We start from the raw sequence: 17,175 nt of genomic DNA on the forward strand, positions 1-17,175 counted from the left end.
GGCGTCCCTGCCGCCACCGCCTCGGTGATGGTGGCGACTGCTTATCAAGGAACCGGAAGGAATCATGCTCAGCTTCGAGATCACCCCGATCGGAACCGTCCAGAACGCGCGGACGGACATTCAAGACTCGGACAATTGGGGTGCCGTACGCAGCACCATCACCGTCGACGAGCGCTTCGGCGACAAGTGTCTCCAAGGACTGGAGGATTTCTCCCACGTGGAGGTCCTCTTCCTCTTCGACCAGTTCCCGGACGGCGGCGACTTCCGCGAGCCCCGCCCCAACCGCGGACGCGCGGACCTGCCGCCCGTCGGCGTGTTCGCCGGCCGCGGCCCGCGCAGGCCCAACCGCATCGGGGTGACGTCCTGCCGCATCGAGTCCGTCCAGGGCCGCGAACTGACCGTGGTGGGCCTCGACGCGGTGGCGGGCACCCCGGTCATCGATTTGAAGCCGGTGATGGCCGAGTTCCTGCCGGACGACGTGAAGCAGCCGGAATGGGTCGGCCGTCTGATGTCGGAGTACTTCCAGTCCTGAGGAAGAGTCTCGGCGTCGGCCTTCAGGCCGTGGCGTGCTGTGCCCACGTCGGCAGCCACACCTTCTCGTCGGATGTGTCCGCACGTCTGGAGCCGAGGAAGTCGCGAAGCTCGACGAGCGCGGGATGCGGGTTGTCGCCACGCCAGATGATCGACATCGGGTAGACCGGCGCCGGGTCGAGCACCGGAATACGGCGCAGGTCGTAGCTGTCGGGCCACAGGTATCGCGTGCGTTCACCGGCCAAGGTCGCCAGTTCCGCCGAGTCGGCGATCTCGGCCAGCAGCACCTCGTAGCCGAAGGTCGGCCCGACCCTGTCGATGGTGAGGCCGAACGCGGCGGCCAGTTCGTCGTAATAGGCGGCCCACTCGGTGCCGTCGGCCATGCCGGGCATCCAGATGCGATGTTCGGCGAGTTGGGTGGGCGTCACGGACTGGACGTTGGCGAGCGCATGGCGTGGCCCGACGAGGATCTCGTGGTGCTCGTCGATCACCCGGGCAGCCCTGATGCCGGTCGGCAACCGGCGCGCGGGGACGGTGACGGCGTGGAAGGTGGCGTCGACCGTCCCCGCTTCGACGGCGGCGCTCGCCCCGTGCACGTCGGCGTCGAGGGTCACGACATCCAGCTCGATGCGCGGATGCGTACGGTGGAACTCTTGCAGCAGCACCCCCGGCGCAGTCCGTCGACTATGGACGTCGACCCGCAGCGCCCGCTGGCCCGGCCGCACCGAGGCGTCGGCGCGCGCCTCCACCCGGAGCAGCTCCCAGGCGTGCGGCAAGAACGCCTGGCCGTCGATCGTGAGCTGCGCGCCGCGAGCCGTGCGATGGAACAGCCGCACACCTAAGTCCTTCTCCAGCGCGGCGATGCGCTTGGACACCGCCTGCTGGGTGATGGACAGGGCGGCCGCGGCGTCCTGGAACTGGCCGGCATCCGCGGCGGCGACGAACGTGCGCACAGCGTCGAGATCCACGCCGAGACCCTACTCCCACAACGTTCGGTTGTGGCTCGCCGCCGGTGCAGTTGTTTGATCTGCCCTCTCCAGCCTTGCTTTGATCACCTCGGTCAACGGCGGGTTGTTCAAAGGGGAGGTGTGGGACATGGCGGCCAGACGGTCCCTGGGCCGGCAGTTCGGATGGCTATGGGCCGCGTACGCGGTCAGCGCGTACGGCTCGGGGCTGGGATTCGGCGCGCTGCCGTTGATCGCGGTGCTGGTGCTGCATGCCAGCCCTGGTCAGGTGTCCGCGCTGTCAGCAGTAGGCCCGGCGATGGGCGCGCTGATCGCGGTGCCGCTCGGGCCATGGGTGGAGTTTCACCGCAAGCGGCCGGTCATGATCGCGATGGACCTGGCCCGGTTCGCGGCCATGCTGACGATCCCCGTCGCGTACGCCGTCGGCTGGCTCACCTTCGTTCAGCTGCTGGTCGTCTCGGCGGTGGTCGCCGCCGCCAAGATCGCCTTCACCGCGGCGAGCGGCTCCTACCTCAAGGCGCTGGTCCGGCCGGACGACCTGCTCGTGGCAAACGCGCGATTCGAGTCGACGACGTGGAGCTCCATCGCGGTCGGTCCACCGCTGGGCGGCGCAGCCGTCGGCCTGCTCGGACCGGTGGCCACCGTAGCCACCGACGCGCTGAGCTACCTGCTCTCCGCGCTGGGTCTCACGGCGATTCGCGGCCACGAAGAGCATCCGCGGCGCTCCGACAAGCGCCCGGTCCAACCCGGCGAGCTGCTCGACGGCTGGCGGCACCTCCTGAGCCATCCTGTCCTGCGGGCGCTCTACCTCAACCAACTGCTCGTCGGCGGACTGATCATGGCCACCGAGCCGCTACTGGCCGTGCTGTTGCTGGGCGAGCTTCACTTCCCGCCCTGGCAGTACGGCCTCGCCTTCGCCGCGCCATGTGTCGGCGGGCTGATCGGTTCTCGTCTGTCCCGGCGTGTCGTGGCCCGGTACGGCCGGCATCGGATCCTTCGCACCGTCGGCACGCTGCGGGCGGTCTGGCTCATCGGCCTCGTCATCGTCCAGCCCGGCGTCACCGGACTCGTGACGGTCATCGCGGTCGAACTCGCGATCATCATCAGCATGAGCCTGTACAACCCAGTGCTCGCCACCTACCGGCTGGAACACACCCCCAAAGACCGCACCGCCCGCACCCTGTCCGCCTGGTCGATCAGCAGCAGCGCCGCCATCGCCGTTCTCAGCGCGCTCGGCGGACTGCTCGCCGAAGCCACCAGTCCACGCATCGCCATCGCGGTCGCGGGACTGCTGCTCCTCGCCAGTCCCCTCCTACTGCCCCGCCGCCCGGATCCGCGCGACAACAACACCACTGGCCCCGAACTACTCATCAGACACCGCGGCCGAGCCGCCCAACCGCAAAGGCAGAACTCATGACAGTCTCCGCACTCGACCCGTCCAGCGCGTTGGTCGTCATCGACCTGCAGAACGCCACGGTCAACGCCCCCGTCACGCCCGCCAGCGGCCCCGAGGTGGTCGCCCGCGCAGTCGAACTCGCCCACGCCTTCCGCGACCGCCAAGCGCCCGTCGTCCTGGTCCGGGTCACAGCCCGCGCGGACGGATCGGATGCCGCTCCGGGCCGCAACGAGCTCCCACCCCACCCCGGCTCCCTGCCGGAGAACTGGGATGCCATCGTCGACGACCTCGCCGGGCACCCCGACGACATCGTCGTCACCAAGCGCACCTGGGGCGCCTTCCACGGCACCGATCTCGACCTGCAGCTACGCCGCCGCGGCGTCACCCAGATCATCCTGGCCGGGCTCACCACCAGCATCGGCGTCGAGTCGACCGCCCGCGCCGCGTACGACCACGGCTACCACGTCACGCTCGCGACGGACGCCATGGCGGATCTGAACCCGGAGGCGCACCGCAACAGCGTCGAGCGGATCTTCCCGCTCCTCGGCCAGACCGGCTCCACCACCGAGATCGTCGAACTCCTCGCCAAGGCCCACACCCACGGGTACGCCTGACGCGACGTCAGATGTAGCCCATCGGGCAGCCGTGGCGCAACGCGTGCGCGGCTGCCTGCCGATACACCGCGACGTAGAAGGTGACCGGGTCCTCGATGCTGGTGCTCAACGCCAGCGGGCCGCGCGGCAGGTCGGCAAGCAGGCCGATCTCGGCGGCCATCGGCGCGACCATGTCCAGCAGCCGGTGAGCGCTGACAACCCGGGTGCTCTCCTCGTCGTACGCGTTGCCGACCGGCAGCGTGATCAAGCCGTCGAACACCGCCGGGACGAACAGGGCGGCGTCGAGCACATCCCTGGCCCCGTGTCGGTCGCACAGCTCGGAGAAGCCGTCCAGCTCTGGGGACATCTTCTCCTCGAAGCTCTCCTCAGGCGGCACCTCCCGCGACGACCCGGCGTACGGCCCGACACCCCGCTCGGCGAGGGCGCGGTCGAGCAGCGAGCCGATACCGTACGAGACCTCGTCCTGGGCCCAACTGTCAGCCGAGATGTCGACCAGGTAGATACCCACGCGCGCACGGTACCGACCCGGCAACGCAGGCGCGACCCAGGTCCGCCGGCGATGGTGTGGAGACCTGATCGAGGATGACTCGACAGCCGACAACGAGTCCTCCGCATCGCGGAGGCGTATGGGCCCTAAGGGTGATCAACACCACGCGTGCCTGTCCTATGGTGACTCACCGAGGCACGTCCGGCTGAGAGAGGAACACCCCGTGCGAGTTCGAGGCTATGCCGCAGCGACGCCGTGCTGGGCGGTGCACTACAGCGCCAATGTCGCCGCCACCACGGAGTTCTACGCCGGCCTCTTCGGCTGGACGACGGCGACGAACAACGGCGCCACCGTCTTCCTCCTGCGCGGCTTGGCCGTGGCCGGTCTCGCCGAGATCCGCGACGGCGGAGGCCAGCGGCCGGGTTGGCTGACGCACATCTCCACCGACGACATCGACACCACCTCGCAGCTGGTGCTCGAAGCCGGCGGCAACGTGCTGGGGCCGAGCACCGAGTGGGGCGAGCGAGGCCGGTCCGCGGTGTACGCCGACTCCCTCGGCGCCGTCGTCGGAGCCTGGCAACACGGAACGACCCTCGGCGTCTCGTTCGCCGGCGCCGAAGTCATCGACGAGCCTGGCGCGGTGACCTGGAGCGAGGTCGTCACACGGGACACGGCGGGGACCGCCGCGTTCTACGGCAAGGTTTTCGGCTGGACCCAGCAGGTCGGAACCGCTACCGAGGAGCACGAGTACTACGAGTGGATCTCGGCGAAACGGGTCGTCGGCGGGATCAGCATGATGGACGGCGGGCACTACCCGCCCGGTACGCCGCCGCACTGGCGCACGATCCTGCAGGTCGACGACTGCGCCGAAGTCGTGGCGCGTACGCCTGAGCTGGGCGGGCGAGTGCTCGCCGGGCCGGTGGACGCCGGCATCGGCACGGCGGCGTACATCGCCGACCCGACCGGAGGCACGTTCCTCGTCATCGAACCTCTGCCGGAGCTGATCGCCGCACTACGCGGATAGGCCACCGGCTGATTCGGCAATCGCGGCCGCGCCCGCTGGAACTCCACAGTGGATGGCGATGGGAGGCCCCGACCGGAATCGAACCGGCGTAACACGCTTTGCAGGCGCGCCCCTCACCACTCGGGCACAGGGCCATGGACACCAGCTGGGTTAGTGTCACTCGATGCATCTCTTGGTGACTTTGACGGTAGGGCCACGCGGAGTCCTGGTGACGTGGCGGCTGGACGGTGTCACCTTGAACACCGAGGAGACACTCGGACAACTGCCCCTGTCCATCGCCGGCGCGCCCACACTCCAGCTCGACGACGCGGCCGTGACCGCGAGAGACGCGCTCGGAGCCGTACCGCTCATCATGAGCATTTCTGAGGACGACGACGGCGACCCTCGACGCCGCTGGAGCGTGCGGCGCTCCACTTCCGGACCGATCGAAGTGTCGTATCTGGCGGAGCCCGTGGCGAAAGAACCCCTGCCCGCCACCGCACCGCTCGAACTTCGCGCGGAGGGCGTCGGGCTTTCCGGAGCCCTGAAGTGCTTCCTGATCCTGCCGCCGGGACCGGAGGACCTCACCTTCACGGTGCGATGGGACAGACCTGCCACCTCCGACAGCTGGATGGCTGTCACCAGCCTGGGTGAAGGCGACGGACACGACGGCGAACTGGCGGGTACCGGGCTCGAACTGCTCGGAGACACCTACATCATGTGCGGCGACCTGACGAACCATCATCACCGCGACGGCGAGCTGTCGACCTGGTGGCTGACGCCTCCGGGCATCGACGTCGAAGCCTTCAGCGCGCAGCTGGGAGCGACGTACCAGGTCATGTCCGAGGCGTTCGACGCACCGGCACACCCCTACCGGGTCTTCCTGCGTACCCACCCGCACCAAGGTGCCAACGCCTCTGCTCATCCGGCGTCGTTCGTGATGGCCGTGAACCCGGCCAACCCCCTCGATGAGGCGTCGCTCTACGAAACCATCGCCCACGAACTCGTCCACGAATGGCTACATCTGGACGGACCGGCCGACGAGGTGACCTGGTTCTCCGAAGGGGCCGCCGACTACTACTCCCTCGTCCTTCCCCTCCGCGAAGGAATGCTCGACGAGGAAGCGTTCCTGCGCGCAGTCAACCTCGAAGCCCGGGAGGCCTATGCCAACCTGCGGCGCGACCTGCATCTCCGGCAGGCGCACCAACTGTTCTTCTCGGACTTCCTGGCCCACCGGCTCCCGTACGCACGCGGCATGTTCTATCTCGCAGACCTGGACGCCCGCATCAGGCTCGCGACCTCAGGCGAACAGTCTGTCGACGACGTCGTCCGATACGTCGTGCGAAGCCGCCAGGCCGGCGCACGCGTCGGCGTCGAGCGATGGTGCGCCCGTGTTCAGGAAATCCTCCCTGACGCCGAGATGCCCATCCTCGACCGCATGGTCTTCACCGGCGTAGGCCGACCGGGCAAGGGCTGCTTCGGACCACGGTTCGAGGCGGAGACAGTCCAGGTTCCCATCCTCGACCTCGGGTTCGACCCGTCCACACTCGTGACGCGTCGCGTCCGAGGGCTGGTCCCCGGCGGAGCCGCCGAACGCGCCGGACTCCGCGACGGCGAGCGCATCGAACTTCCCCGATACCCGGACATCATCCGCCTCGACGTCGGCGACATGCTCCGCATCGGGCTGACTCGGGACGGCGAGACAACCCATATCAGCATCCCCTTGATCGGGAAGACAGCACCTGTGCCGCAATGGCGTACGCGATCCGGTGCCGAAACAAATGTGGGTGGGCGCGGAGGGAATCGAACCCCCTAAGCCATGCGGCAACTGGGTTACAGCCAGCCCCGACTCTCCAACGTCGGCGCGCGCCCTTGAACGGCCGATCGTCGACGCTTCATACCGACCGGTTGGTGGCGGGAGCCGGAGTCGAACCGGCGACCTCTGGGTTATGAGCCCAGCGCGCTACCACTGCGCCATCCCGCAAGTACGCCGCCAGGGACTCGAACCCTGAACCATGAGATTAAAGGTCCCGTGCTCTGCCAGTTGAGCTAGCGGCGCGAGGTGTACAACCGAGGGAGATGGTGCGCCGTGCAGCGCGATTCGGAATACGGCCGGCGGGGAGCGAAAGCCCGCCCGCCGGCCGGATCAGTGTGCGTACAGGACAGCCCATGACGGAGCCTGCGGGACGACCCGCAGTGGCATCCGCGCCTCGGCCGGCGTCCTGTCGCCCTTGCGCTGATTGCACGTGCCGCACGCGGCGACCGTGTTCTTCCAGGTGTTCTTGCCGCCACGCGACCGCGGAAGGATGTGGTCGATGGTGGTGGCGTGGCCGCCGCAGTAGCCGCACCGGCCCTCGTCACGGGAGAGGATTCCCGGCCGTGACCAGGCGGGCCCGTGGCTGAAGCGCCACCGGGTCACCACGTAATGCACGAGCCGTACGACCTTCGGCATCGGGTAGACACCGATGAGCCGGTCCGGCTCGGCCTCGTGGATCTCCGCGACCTGCCGGAGCACCATTCGGATCGCGTGTTTCAGGCTGACCCGGTGCAGCGGCCCCAGGTCGGCGTTGACGACGAGTACAGCGTTCACCGGGTCACCTCCTTCAGTCTGTCTGGCCGGTGGATGTGGAGCGGCTGCGGGGAGTCGAACCCCGGTCTTCGCCATGGCAAGGCGATGCACTGACCGTTGTGCTACAGCCGCAAGTAGGGAATGGAGTTACCTGAGTCGGGAACCGGGGAGTCGAACCCCGCACGTCCTGGTCCCAAACCAGGCCCGGTCGCCGAGCCGGTCGTTCCCGAAGTGACCGGTCGCCGGCCGGCGTGAGGCCGGCGACCGGATATGCCATCCACTGTGAAGTTCTCAATGCTCACGACCGCCGGCCGTAGCCGGGGTGATGCGCAGGGGCGACAGGAGTCGAACCTGCAACACGCGGCTTTGGAGACCGCTGCTCTGCCAAGTTGAGCTACGCCCCTATGTGGTTGATGCCGTTGTCCTGCAACGAAAAACCGCCCGGTCCCCTTGCGGGTCGGGCGGCTCCGTGACGTTCTGGGTCAGATCGTCATGGCCGCCTTCGCCGCGAGTCGGGGCTACCGCTCTCCGGCTTTCCACAGAGGACCGATTTGCGATCTACCATGGCGAGCGCAGCAGCGAACACCGGCAGGTGCCGGGTCTGCTTCGCATACCAGGTGTTCACGGTCGGTCTCCTTACGAGTGGATGTTGCTTGTTCGTGAGGGACGATACCGGCCGGACGGTGTGCTGCCGACTGATTTTCTCGGCCAGGTCGGATGGGGGCTTGAGGGGGTGATCGCGCTACCGTGAGGCTGCGATCGCTGACTACGACCCGGCGTGGCCGGTCATGGCGGAGGCGGCCATGACCGAACTCCGGACGGCGTTGCCCGACACCATTCTGGAGCTTGAGCACATCGGCTCGACTGCCGTTCCGGGCCTTGCCGCCAAGCCGGTGATCGATCTGATGGCGGCGGTAGTGTCATTGGACACTGTGGAGGGGGCCACGCTGGGAAGGCTCGGCTATCGGCGCCACTTCAACGGTATGGAGGATCGCCTGCTCTATGTCCGTGAGCGCGACGAGCGGCGTACGCACATTCTGCATGTCGTGACTTCGGCGAGCTGGCCTACGCGCAACCAGCGCATCCTGCGTGACTATCTGCGCGAGCATCCCGCCGACGCGGACCGGTACGCCCAGCTGAAACGGGAGATCGCCGGGCTGCCCGGCTACTCCGGCCGTAAGACCGCACTGATTCAGGAACTCACCGACGGGGCGCGGGCAGAGCGAGGGCTGCCCTCCGTCCCCGTGTGGGAGAAGGGGCGCTGATCTCGCGGCGTCAGCGGGCCACGTCCTGCGGCAGCAGCGTGCCGAGCGGGCCGAGATCCAGGTTCAGGTCCTCCGGCCGCAGTCCGAAGTGATCGCAGAGTGTGGTCATCTGCTCGTCGAGCGCCATCAGCGTCGACCCGATCCGTTCGATCTGGTCGTCGGTGAGGTCGCCTTGGTCGACGCGTCGCAGTGCCTGGCGCTCCATGAGTTGCCGGATCAGTTCGACGATCGTGAGGACGAGTGCGGCGAAGCCTCGCTCGGCGGAGTCGCGATCGAGTTCGATGCGGCCGCTGAGCGGCTGATCGGTGGCGGTCATCGGTGATCCTCGCCGCCGACCGCAGACGCGAGCAGCGCGTTCAGTGATAGGTGGATCAGGTCGACTTCGGCGATGGAGATCGTCACGTCTCCGGTGATGACGACGCCGCTGGCCAGGACGCGGTCCAGGATGTCGACCAGCGACGTCTGCGCGGCCGGAGTGATGATCGATTGTCCGGCGGAATCATAGGGCTGCACGATCCGCCTCCCCTCTCACTTGGGCTTCATCCAGGCTCATTTCGGCGAACGAGTACGCAGGCCAGGGCCCGGTGATGTCGACGCGTACCTCCGGGTTGGCCGCGCGCAGGCCGTCGACCGTGCCCAGGAAGACGCCGATGTCGCGGTCGTAGACGAGGAAGGCTCCGTTGAGTAGCGGTACTTCCGCTCGCGGTACCCGGCCGACCGGATTCTGCTGGGCCCGCTGGCTGTGCCGGGCCAGCACGCGATAGATCGTCTGGGCGGTCGCGGCGGTGCGGGCGGCGGCTCTGCGGCCGGCGTCCAGCTCGGCACGTCGCCGTTGGAGATATCGCGCGCCCGCTCCGGTCGCGGAATCGTCGCCGGCCGGGTCGGTGACGTCGGTTGGCGTGGCTCCCGGAAAGATCTTGACCCCGAGTTCGGTACGCCCGGCGACCTGGTCGAGTGCGGCGTGCAGCCGCGGCCGCCGGTCAGCCAGCAGGCGGTCGAGGCTTTCGTCGTCGGAGATGATCGTGGCCAATCGCGCCGGCAGCGTGGCGCCGGTCCACGCGACGGTGGCGATGACCGCGTGGTGGGCGCGCGCGATGGGCTCGAGGGTCGGCAGGTCGTTCAGTGCCGTCTCCAGGTCCGCCGTCGGCGACTCGTCCAGGTCCAGCATCGTCGTGACCGCGACGAGATCGCCGGCGTCCCGGAGGGTCACCGGCAGGCCCCTGATTCCGCTGGGCATGAGCAGCCCGCTCAACTCCTCGGAGCGCCGGGTGACCGCGTACAGCCAGAGTCCTGATGAGCTAGGCATCGTCCGGCTCCTTGGTGTACCGCTCCTGGGTGATCGGCTCCTGCGGGAGCCGTTCGTCGGCGACATGGTCGCCGTCCGCGATCGCCTCCCGGTGGGCGCCCGTGAGCGGCGTACGCGTCGTGCCTTCGGCGGCCGGGCGGGCGTCGGAGGTGAGCCACGGATCGTGCTGCCACCAATCGATGCCCAGCTGGCGGGCGGTTTCGACCGACGCGACGAGGAGCCGGAGCTTGATGGTGAGCAACTCGATGTCGAGCAGGTTGACCTTGATGTCGCCGACGATCACGATCCCCTTGTCCAGGACCCGCTCCAGAATGTCGCCGAGGTTGGTCGACTGCCCCATCGTGTTGGTGCCCGTGGTTTGTGGCGTCCCGGCGGTCGGTCCGGTCATGAGGTGGTCCCGTCGTCGCCGTGGCCTCGCGAGTAGCGGCGGACGCGCCGGTAGGACAGCAGCTCGCCGTCGAGGTCGATATCGGCCGTGTATAGCGCCAGAACGTCGGTCGAGGAGGGGACACGCCGCTCTTCGACGGTCTCCACGCCGATCACCCAACCCTGGTCGGACGGTTCCACCGAGACGATCCCCACGGTTTCGTTCCCGGTCAAGTCTGCGACGTGCTTCAGGCCCGCCTGGGCGGCCTGGCCCGTGGTCATTTCCTGGTCCGGCTGCTTTCGGCGGCCGGTGGTGGCGTCGGTGTCGTGGTCGGTTCTCATCCTTGGCCCTCCTCACCGTTCTTGGTTTGTGCTTTGCCGGGCGGCGTGGCGACCAGCCGCCCGACGATCTCCCGTTCGGCCCGTTCGCGTTCCTCCGCCGACAGGTCGCCGGACCGCTCGGCGGACTCCAGCTGCTCGAGTTGTCCCCGGGCGGCCCCCGGGTCGTATAGCTGCCGGTCCGCCTCGCTTTGGATGGCCTTGGCCACCGCGAGCAGCCCGCGGAGGGGTGCCAGCGGCAGCGTCGCCAGGGCCGCGAACAGGTCCATGTCAGGTCTCCGGTGCGGCGACGAAGTCGTACGCCGCCATCGGGCCCAGCAGCCGGGGCGTGATCCAGCCGTCCCAGCGGTCCGCGAGGTCCTCCGCGTACTGTTCGAGTTCGTCGGAGCGCCCGGTCTCGGCCAGGACGGCGAGGTAGATCGCGTCGTCCTCATGGGTCGGGTCGCGAACGACCACCTCGCGGGCGTAGGGCTCCAGTTCCCGCTTGATCGTCTCGGTGTCCGCTTGACGCTTGGCCTCGACGGCCTGCTCGATGAACTCCCCCAGCTGTATGCGCGCATCCCGGCTCTGGTCCTCCGGCACGCCGTGGATCGCGTCTCGCAGCCGGGCGGCCGCAGGGTTCTCCTCCAGCACTGCCGCCAGGAGTGCGTCGGGGTCGTAGCGACCGTGCAGGACGTACTCGGCGTACCCCTCGATGTCGTCGAGGTCGGCGGCCAGTTCGTCCTGATGCGCGTCGAGGAACTCGTCGGCGACGACCTCCGCGCTGGACGCCACCGCGCCGAAGCGCATCGGCAGGACCGGAGCCACCGCTGCCACCATGTCCAGAACCTGCTTGTGCGCGACGAGGTCGTCGGGCCGGCCCAGCGGCCGGTCCACACCGACCTCACTGACCAGGCCGGCGACACGGCCGCGACGGATCACCTGTACGCGTGCCGGTGGTTCGGCCACGCCCTGCACGTCCTCGTCGAGTTCGACGTCGGCCGGCACCACGCCGTACACGTAGCAGACGCGTTCGACGCCGGTGTCCCGTTCAGAGTGCGACATGCCTGTCTCCTAGCCTCCTTGGCGCGAGCCGAGCGACTCGGCCAGATGGTCGAGCGCCGAGCTGGCCGCGCCTATCGCGCTGTTGGCCGCGCGGCCCTTCGCCTGACTGGACGTCGCCGACTGGACCATCTCCGGCACACCGGTTCCGCCGGATTCCAGATGAAGCCGATCGGCTCGCTCGGCGAAGCGCAGATAGGTGTCGACGCTGGCGATGACCACCCGGGCGTTGACGGTCAGCAGTTCGATGCCGACGACCGACGCGCTGATGTACGCGTCGATCACCAGGCCCTTGTCGAGAATCGTGTCGACGACGTCGGCCAGCGACGACGAGCCGGAGCCCGAGCCGCCGCCGCCGTCACCGGTGGCGATCGTCATGATCACGCCTCCGTTCGAGTTCGCCCGCCACGATCGTCGCGGGAGCGTTCGCGGGTGCTGGGCCGCTCATCGGTACGCCGGCCGGCAGGCGGCCGGCGGCGCGACTTGTTCTCCTGCGCCTCCCGGCGCTTGCGGCCTTCCGGCTCGGCTTCTTCGTCAGGCTCCGCGCCTTCATCGGCCTCGGTGTCTTCGGGCTCGGTGTCCTCGTCAGGCTCCGTGCCTTCGTCGGGCTCGGTGTCCTGGTCGGCCTCGGCCTGGCCGGGTTCAGCGGTCATCTCACCGTCGTGGATCTCGCCCCGCCAGCCGGTGACGTCCTGCGGATGCAGAATCGTGTCGGTCATGACGTGCCGGGCGAAGTGTTTGAGCTCCAGGCGTACCCGTCTGCCCTGTGCCCGCCACAGATTCCCGGTGTACTCGAAGAATCCCTGCGGGTGGTATTCCAGGACCACGATGATCCGGGTCAGGTTCGGCCCGAGTTCGTGGAAGGTGACCGCCCCGTCGGGGTAGCCCTTCTCTCCCTGCGAATGCCACACGATCCGCTCGTCGGGAACCTGCTCGACGATGTCGGACTCCCAGCTGCGATGCGACCAGAGGATCTGCGCCTTCCAGGAGAGCTTCTGCGGCTCATCGCCCTGTTCGACCGATTCCACCTTCTTCATGAAGCTGGGGAAGTCGGTGAACTGCGTCCACTGGTTGTACGCGACGCTGATGGGCACCCCGACGTCGATGCTCTCCACGATGTTGGTGACCTTGCCCTTGCTCTTGTCGCCACCACTGCCGCCACCGCCGAGCTTCTCCTTGATCTTGCCGACGGCGCCTAGGGCCTTGCCCGCCGGCCCGCTGTTCTCCAGCACGGACTCCGTGACACCACCGGCCGCGTTCTTCGCGTAATCGCCCAGGCGCTCGGTCACCGAACCCATCCGGTCGCCGATCGACGAGACGGCCTTCTTGCCTGCGGCGCTGACGAGGCTCTCGACGGCTTTGCCGAGGACGCCTCCTTGACTGTCGCCGGTCATCGCGGACTACCTTCCCCGCCGTCCGGCCGGTTCGGGCCGGCCTCGGCGTACCGGTTGCCGAGTGCGGGACTGCTCGCGAGGCTGTTCCTCCGGCTCTTCGACGTCCTCGTCCTCGTCGTATTCGTCGGTGTCCTCCTCCGGCTCCGGCTCTTCGCGCCGGCGCGCGGCGGATCGTCCGCGGCGGGTCTCGTCGGACTTCGATCGTTCACGCCGATCCTCGGGCTCCCGATCCTCGGGCTCGCGCTCGTCGGACTCCCGCTCGTCGGGCTCCTCGCCGGCGCCACCAAGGCTCGGCATGCCCTCGGTGAGACGGCCGCTGAGCTGGTTCAGGCGCCCGGTGAGCGCAGTCAGGGCGGCGCCCTTGGCCGCCTCCATGAGCCGTTGCCCAGGTTCGGTCAACTGCTTCAAGTCAGTCGACGATGTCAACGAACGCGCTCCGCGCTGCATCATCTCGTTGGCCGGGCCGGCGTACTTGCCCGCAGCAGCCGCGGCTCCCAGCAGGATGGCGAGCTTCAGCTTGTGAGTTCGTCCCAGTACGTAGCCGACGCCGACGGCGAGCGGAATTGCCACTGACGGTTTCATCGATGTCCTCCCATCAGAAGTACGGCTGGACGCACCGAGAGGAGCTGAGTTTTCGCAGGTGAGAGTCTAGTTAGCGAGCCCAGCCGCCAGATTTGGCGACGCGTACCCGAGCACCTCGCCAGCAAACGGGTCTGGCCCGGCGAACTCGCGGGGATGTGCTGGTTGGTGTGGCCCTGGGGTCAAGTCAGCGGGATATCCCCATCAGGAGGTCACACCGACGATGTCCGCCGACGTTCCGCGCATCAGCCGACCTCGGCATCGCAGGATCCGCGCCGAACCCAGGCACGGCATGCAAAGGGTGCGTCAGCGGTCGTCGTCGGGACGAGCCGAGTGCCAGCCTTGAAGGAAGGCGTTGAGGTCGTCCGGCACCGACGGCTCTGGTGATCGACTGCACTGGAGCCGATCATCGGGCAACTCGCGCACAGCCGCCTCGACCGCTCTCAGCCGATCTTCGATCCGGTCCAGGTCTTGTCGGCGGACAGCCGGCGGTTTGCGGGAAGTCATCCAGCCGAACGCAGCCGCGCCGAACAGGAACAAGACGACCGCGAGCGCCGCCGCTTTCCCGGCGATGTGCGGCCCGGCGAACAGCGCCCAGCTCAGGCAGGCCACCGCACCGGAGGTGGCGCTGATCGTGAACAGAACGGTCGCTTCATCACGCCTGCGGCGTGTGTCGAAAGGGATGTCAGCCTGCTGGCCCATTGATTCCCCGCCCGGCGTCTAGATCGATGTGGCTCGCGCCTACCCGGCGGGCTGACCGGCCAAACACCCGGCGTCGACGGTCAGGCCAGGTCGCGGGGTTCCAGCGGCTGGTTCGCCGGTCCGTGCAGGACTGCACCGTCCACATCGAAGCGCGAACCGTGGCAGGGACAATCCCAGGTGCGTTCCACGTCGTTGAAGCCGACGGTGCAGCCCAGATGCGTACAGGTGGCCGAGACGGCGTGCATCGCGCCGTCGTCGTCGCGATAGACGGCGCAGCGCTGGCCGTGCACTCGCAGCACGGCACCCTGACCGGGGGCCACGTCCGCCGGTTTGTCCACGTGGGACGAACGGAGCCGGCCCGCGACGAACTCCTTCGCGACGAACGCCGTGTTCTTGACGAACGAGGGCGCCTCCGCGAGCAGGTTCAGGCGCTTGGGTGTGTAGAGGCCGGCCCACGGCGGCGGCGCCGCACCGGTGATGAGCGCCGTGAGCAGCCGTGACGCCATGACTCCGTTGCTCATCCCCCAGCCGCCGAAGCCGCCGGCGACCCAGGTGTGCTCGGCGCCGAGCCGCAGCGGCCCCACGAACGGCAGGCCGTCGGTGCTCACGTTGTCCTGCGCGGCCCAGTGGTACGTGATCTCCTCGACGTCGAACATCCGGCGGGTCCAGCCGACCAGCCGCCACAGCCGCTCGGTCACTCCAGAGCTGCCCAGCGCGAACTTCTCGCCGGTGACGATCACCAGCCGCCGTCCGTCGCCGAATGGCGCGGTGCGTACCGAGCGGGTGTCGTCCTCGCGGGTGATGAACATGCCCGCGGGATCGTCGCTGTCCGCGATGGTCCCGGCCACGACCAGCTCCCGGTGCGGGACCAGGCGGGTCATCAACTGGCCTCGGTCGAACACCGGATAGTGGGTCGCCACGACCACGTCGCGCGCGGTCACCGTGTGGCCGGTCTCCGTGGTCACCCGGCAGTCACGATCCTCCGCCAGACCGACCACACGGGTACGCTCAAAGATCATCCCGCCGTGGGCGACGAGGTCGGCGGCGAGCCTGAGCAGGTATTTGCGTGGATGGAACTGGGCCTGCCCGTCCACCCGGACCGCGCCGGCGATCGGGAACGGCAGCGCGGTGGTCGTGACGAACTGTGCCGGGAGTCCTGCGTCGGCCGCCGCCTCGGCCTCGGCCCGCACCGCCTCGACGCCGTCGTCCTCGGTCACATACGTGTACGCCGGACGGATCTCCAGGTCGCAGTCGATCCCCAGCTCGGCGACGACCTCATGGACGCGGCCGAGGGCGTCCTGCTGAGACGTCGCGTAGTGCCGAGCCGCGTCGGCCCCCAGGTCGCCGCTGAGCCGGTCATAGATGAGCGTATGCAGCGAGGTCAGTTTCCCGGTGGTGTAGCCGGTGGTGTTGGCGACGATCCGGTCGGCCTCCAGCAGAGCTACCGAGCGCCCGGTCCTGGCCAGTTCCCACGCCGTGCTGATGCCGACGATGCCCGCACCGATCACGGCGACGTCGACCTGGATGTCCTCACTGAGCGCCGGGTAGCCGGTCGCCGTGGTGGAGTCCATCCAATACGACTCGGCCCGGCCGGGCATGACGGTCATGTGCCGGCCGGTACCCCGATCTGGCCGGGCTACTCCGCGCGTACCAGCCTGCTTGCCGGGTATCCGCCTCATCAGACGCAGCGAAGCTGCGCCCGGAACGGAGGGGTGTGCCATGTCCGAGCCACAACAACAGCCTCCAGGTCTGCTGACCGCGATGCGAACCAAGCCCGATCACGGCGAGGACTCGTATCGTGGCTCCGGCCGTCTGGTGGGGAAGAAGGCGATCATCACCGGCGGTGACAGCGGCATCGGCCGGGCGGTCGCGATCGCCTTCGCCCGGGAAGGCGCCGACGTGCTGATCGCGTACCTGAGTGAGGATGAGGATGCCCGAGACACGGCGAGACTGGTCGAGGAGACGGGGCGGCGTGCGGTCCTGGTCGCCGGGGATCTGGCCGATCGCGGGCAGTGCGAGCAGGTCGTCGCCACCGCCGTGGACGCCTTCGGGGACATCGACGTGCTGGTGAACAACGCGGCGTTCCAGATGACGCACGAGACGATCGAGGAGATCACCGACGAGGAATGGACGCGGACGTTCGACATCAACATCACCGCGATGTTCCGATTGGTGAAGGCAGCCATGCCGCACATGGGCGCCGGCGGGTCGATCATCAATACGAGTTCCATCAACTCCGACATGCCCCGGCCGACACTGCTGCCGTACGCGACGACCAAGGGCGCGATCGCGAACTTCACCGCCGGGCTGGCGCAGTTGCTGGGTGATCGCGGAATCCGGGTCAACGCGGTGGCTCCCGGCCCGATCTGGACGCCGCTGATTCCGTCCACGATGCCACCGGTGCAGGTCGAGGAGTTCGGCAAGAACTCGCCGCTGGGCCGGCCCGGCCAGCCTGCCGAGGTGGCCCCGGCGTACGTGCTGCTGGCCTCGGACGAGGCAAGCTACATGTCGGGTGCGCTCATCCCGGTCACCGGCGGGAAACCGATCTTGTGAGCACTCGCCGCCGCGCCTTCAGCGGCGGCGCTTCAAAGCGGGCAGCCCCGTACCCAGCCGGATCA

22 protein-coding genes and 6 tRNA genes are annotated in these 17,175 nt (G+C 68.4%); 7 read left to right on the forward strand and 21 right to left on the reverse strand.

The genetic code is table 11. The features are described 5' to 3' along the window. Nucleotides 1-64: 64 nt before the first annotated feature. Complete coding sequence (locus tag HDA40_RS08430; RefSeq protein ID WP_253753677.1) at nucleotides 65-532, forward strand: SAM-dependent methyltransferase; 468 nt, start codon at nucleotides 65-67, stop codon at nucleotides 530-532. 22 nt (nucleotides 533-554) lie between these two features. Here the strand turns inward: HDA40_RS08430 and HDA40_RS08435 are convergent, their stop codons facing one another. Continuing rightward, a complete protein-coding gene (locus tag HDA40_RS08435; RefSeq protein WP_253753679.1) occupies nucleotides 555-1,499 on the reverse strand; it encodes a LysR family transcriptional regulator in 945 nt (314 codons plus the stop codon). 127 nt (nucleotides 1,500-1,626) lie between these two features. Here HDA40_RS08435 and HDA40_RS08440 point away from each other — a divergent pair, with 127 nt between their 5' ends. Together HDA40_RS08440 and HDA40_RS08445 are read left to right on the forward strand one after the other, a co-directional pair. Further along, the gene (locus tag HDA40_RS08440; protein WP_253753680.1) at nucleotides 1,627-2,913 is read left to right on the forward strand and encodes an MFS transporter; all 1,287 of its coding nucleotides are present in this window, start codon (nucleotides 1,627-1,629) and stop codon (nucleotides 2,911-2,913) included. Further along, nucleotides 2,910-3,506 (forward strand): isochorismatase family protein, encoded by a 597-nt coding sequence (locus HDA40_RS08445; protein WP_253753682.1) that lies wholly within the window; start codon nucleotides 2,910-2,912, stop codon nucleotides 3,504-3,506. The genes HDA40_RS08440 and HDA40_RS08445 overlap by 4 nt, the downstream gene beginning before the upstream one ends. Before the next feature lie 7 nt (nucleotides 3,507-3,513). Here the strand turns inward: HDA40_RS08445 and HDA40_RS08450 are convergent, their stop codons facing one another. After that, the gene (locus HDA40_RS08450) at nucleotides 3,514-4,014 is read right to left on the reverse strand and encodes a hypothetical protein (protein ID WP_253753684.1); all 501 of its coding nucleotides are present in this window, start codon (nucleotides 4,012-4,014) and stop codon (nucleotides 3,514-3,516) included. Between the two features lie 202 nt (nucleotides 4,015-4,216). On the opposite strand from HDA40_RS08450, the gene HDA40_RS08455 reads away from it, so the two are divergent. Beyond that, the gene (locus HDA40_RS08455; protein ID WP_253753686.1) at nucleotides 4,217-5,017 is read left to right on the forward strand and encodes a VOC family protein; all 801 of its coding nucleotides are present in this window, start codon (nucleotides 4,217-4,219) and stop codon (nucleotides 5,015-5,017) included. Nucleotides 5,018-5,080: 63 nt separating this feature from the next. Here HDA40_RS08455 and HDA40_RS08460 read toward each other — a convergent pair. Next, nucleotides 5,081-5,151 (reverse strand) — tRNA-Cys (locus HDA40_RS08460). A gap of 29 nt (nucleotides 5,152-5,180) precedes the next feature. Between HDA40_RS08460 and HDA40_RS08465 the strand changes: the two genes are divergently transcribed. Beyond that, nucleotides 5,181-6,812, forward strand: a complete 1,632-nt coding sequence (locus HDA40_RS08465; RefSeq protein WP_253753688.1) for a hypothetical protein — start codon at nucleotides 5,181-5,183, stop codon at nucleotides 6,810-6,812. Here the strand turns inward: HDA40_RS08465 and HDA40_RS08470 are convergent. From HDA40_RS08470 to HDA40_RS08495, 6 genes are all read right to left on the reverse strand, one after another. Further along, nucleotides 6,785-6,868 (reverse strand) — tRNA-Tyr (locus HDA40_RS08470). The two genes, HDA40_RS08465 and HDA40_RS08470, sit on opposite strands and share 28 nt — an antisense overlap. Before the next feature lie 37 nt (nucleotides 6,869-6,905). Next, a tRNA-Met gene (locus HDA40_RS08475) sits at nucleotides 6,906-6,980 on the reverse strand. Nucleotides 6,981-6,982: 2 nt separating this feature from the next. Then, nucleotides 6,983-7,055: transfer RNA gene (locus HDA40_RS08480), tRNA-Lys, on the reverse strand. Nucleotides 7,056-7,142: 87 nt separating this feature from the next. Beyond that, nucleotides 7,143-7,586: an HNH endonuclease gene (locus HDA40_RS08485; RefSeq protein WP_253753690.1), complete on the reverse strand. Its 444-nt coding sequence runs from the start codon at nucleotides 7,584-7,586 to the stop codon at nucleotides 7,143-7,145. Between the two features lie 36 nt (nucleotides 7,587-7,622). Next, nucleotides 7,623-7,697, reverse strand: a tRNA-Gly gene (locus tag HDA40_RS08490). Between the two features lie 198 nt (nucleotides 7,698-7,895). Then, a tRNA-Trp gene (locus HDA40_RS08495) sits at nucleotides 7,896-7,969 on the reverse strand. 354 nt (nucleotides 7,970-8,323) lie between these two features. Here HDA40_RS08495 and HDA40_RS08500 point away from each other — a divergent pair. Further along, complete coding sequence (locus HDA40_RS08500) at nucleotides 8,324-8,830, forward strand: GrpB family protein (RefSeq protein ID WP_308197820.1); 507 nt, start codon at nucleotides 8,324-8,326, stop codon at nucleotides 8,828-8,830. Between the two features lie 10 nt (nucleotides 8,831-8,840). Here the strand turns inward: HDA40_RS08500 and HDA40_RS08505 are convergent, their stop codons facing one another. From HDA40_RS08505 to HDA40_RS08560, 12 genes are all read right to left on the reverse strand, one after another. Next, complete coding sequence (locus tag HDA40_RS08505) at nucleotides 8,841-9,146, reverse strand: gas vesicle protein K (protein WP_253753694.1); 306 nt, start codon at nucleotides 9,144-9,146, stop codon at nucleotides 8,841-8,843. Continuing rightward, on the reverse strand, nucleotides 9,143-9,343 hold the full coding sequence (locus HDA40_RS08510) for a gas vesicle protein (RefSeq protein WP_253753696.1): 201 nt from the start codon (nucleotides 9,341-9,343) through the stop codon (nucleotides 9,143-9,145). Before HDA40_RS08510 ends, HDA40_RS08505 begins: the two co-directional genes overlap by 4 nt. Next, on the reverse strand, nucleotides 9,330-10,136 hold the full coding sequence (locus HDA40_RS08515; protein ID WP_253753698.1) for a GvpL/GvpF family gas vesicle protein: 807 nt from the start codon (nucleotides 10,134-10,136) through the stop codon (nucleotides 9,330-9,332). The genes HDA40_RS08510 and HDA40_RS08515 overlap by 14 nt, the downstream gene beginning before the upstream one ends. Next, a complete protein-coding gene (locus HDA40_RS08520) occupies nucleotides 10,129-10,524 on the reverse strand; it encodes a gas vesicle protein (RefSeq protein WP_253753700.1) in 396 nt (131 codons plus the stop codon). The genes HDA40_RS08515 and HDA40_RS08520 overlap by 8 nt, the downstream gene beginning before the upstream one ends. Continuing rightward, a complete protein-coding gene (gene gvpO, locus HDA40_RS08525; protein ID WP_253753702.1) occupies nucleotides 10,521-10,844 on the reverse strand; it encodes a gas vesicle protein GvpO in 324 nt (107 codons plus the stop codon). Before gvpO ends, HDA40_RS08520 begins: the two co-directional genes overlap by 4 nt. Beyond that, nucleotides 10,841-11,110, reverse strand: coding sequence for a gas vesicle protein GvpG (locus HDA40_RS08530; protein ID WP_253753704.1), 270 nt, complete (start codon nucleotides 11,108-11,110; stop codon nucleotides 10,841-10,843). Before HDA40_RS08530 ends, gvpO begins: the two co-directional genes overlap by 4 nt. 1 nt (nucleotide 11,111) lies before the next feature. Further along, nucleotides 11,112-11,885 carry a GvpL/GvpF family gas vesicle protein gene (locus tag HDA40_RS08535; RefSeq protein ID WP_253753706.1) on the reverse strand — a complete coding sequence of 258 codons (774 nt, stop codon included), beginning with the start codon at nucleotides 11,883-11,885 and terminating at the stop codon, nucleotides 11,112-11,114. Nucleotides 11,886-11,894: 9 nt separating this feature from the next. Next, complete coding sequence (gene gvpJ / locus HDA40_RS42685; RefSeq protein ID WP_253753708.1) at nucleotides 11,895-12,260, reverse strand: gas vesicle protein GvpJ; 366 nt, start codon at nucleotides 12,258-12,260, stop codon at nucleotides 11,895-11,897. Nucleotides 12,261-12,262: 2 nt separating this feature from the next. Beyond that, on the reverse strand, nucleotides 12,263-13,276 hold the full coding sequence (locus HDA40_RS08545; protein ID WP_253753710.1) for an SRPBCC family protein: 1,014 nt from the start codon (nucleotides 13,274-13,276) through the stop codon (nucleotides 12,263-12,265). A gap of 6 nt (nucleotides 13,277-13,282) precedes the next feature. Beyond that, nucleotides 13,283-13,846, reverse strand: coding sequence for a hypothetical protein (locus HDA40_RS08550; protein ID WP_253753712.1), 564 nt, complete (start codon nucleotides 13,844-13,846; stop codon nucleotides 13,283-13,285). A gap of 315 nt (nucleotides 13,847-14,161) precedes the next feature. Then, nucleotides 14,162-14,557, reverse strand: coding sequence for a hypothetical protein (locus HDA40_RS08555; protein ID WP_253753714.1), 396 nt, complete (start codon nucleotides 14,555-14,557; stop codon nucleotides 14,162-14,164). Nucleotides 14,558-14,637: 80 nt separating this feature from the next. Then, entirely contained in the window at nucleotides 14,638-16,164 is a 1,527-nt protein-coding gene (locus tag HDA40_RS08560; RefSeq protein ID WP_253753716.1) for an FAD-dependent oxidoreductase, read from the reverse strand. Nucleotides 16,165-16,276: 112 nt separating this feature from the next. Here HDA40_RS08560 and HDA40_RS08565 point away from each other — a divergent pair, with 112 nt between their 5' ends. Next, a complete protein-coding gene (locus tag HDA40_RS08565; RefSeq protein WP_253753718.1) occupies nucleotides 16,277-17,110 on the forward strand; it encodes a glucose 1-dehydrogenase in 834 nt (277 codons plus the stop codon). Nucleotides 17,111-17,175: the final 65 nt, after the last annotated feature.

The sequence above is a fragment of the Hamadaea flava genome, from assembly GCF_024172085.1.
Lineage (GTDB): Bacteria > Actinomycetota > Actinomycetes > Mycobacteriales > Micromonosporaceae > Hamadaea > Hamadaea flava.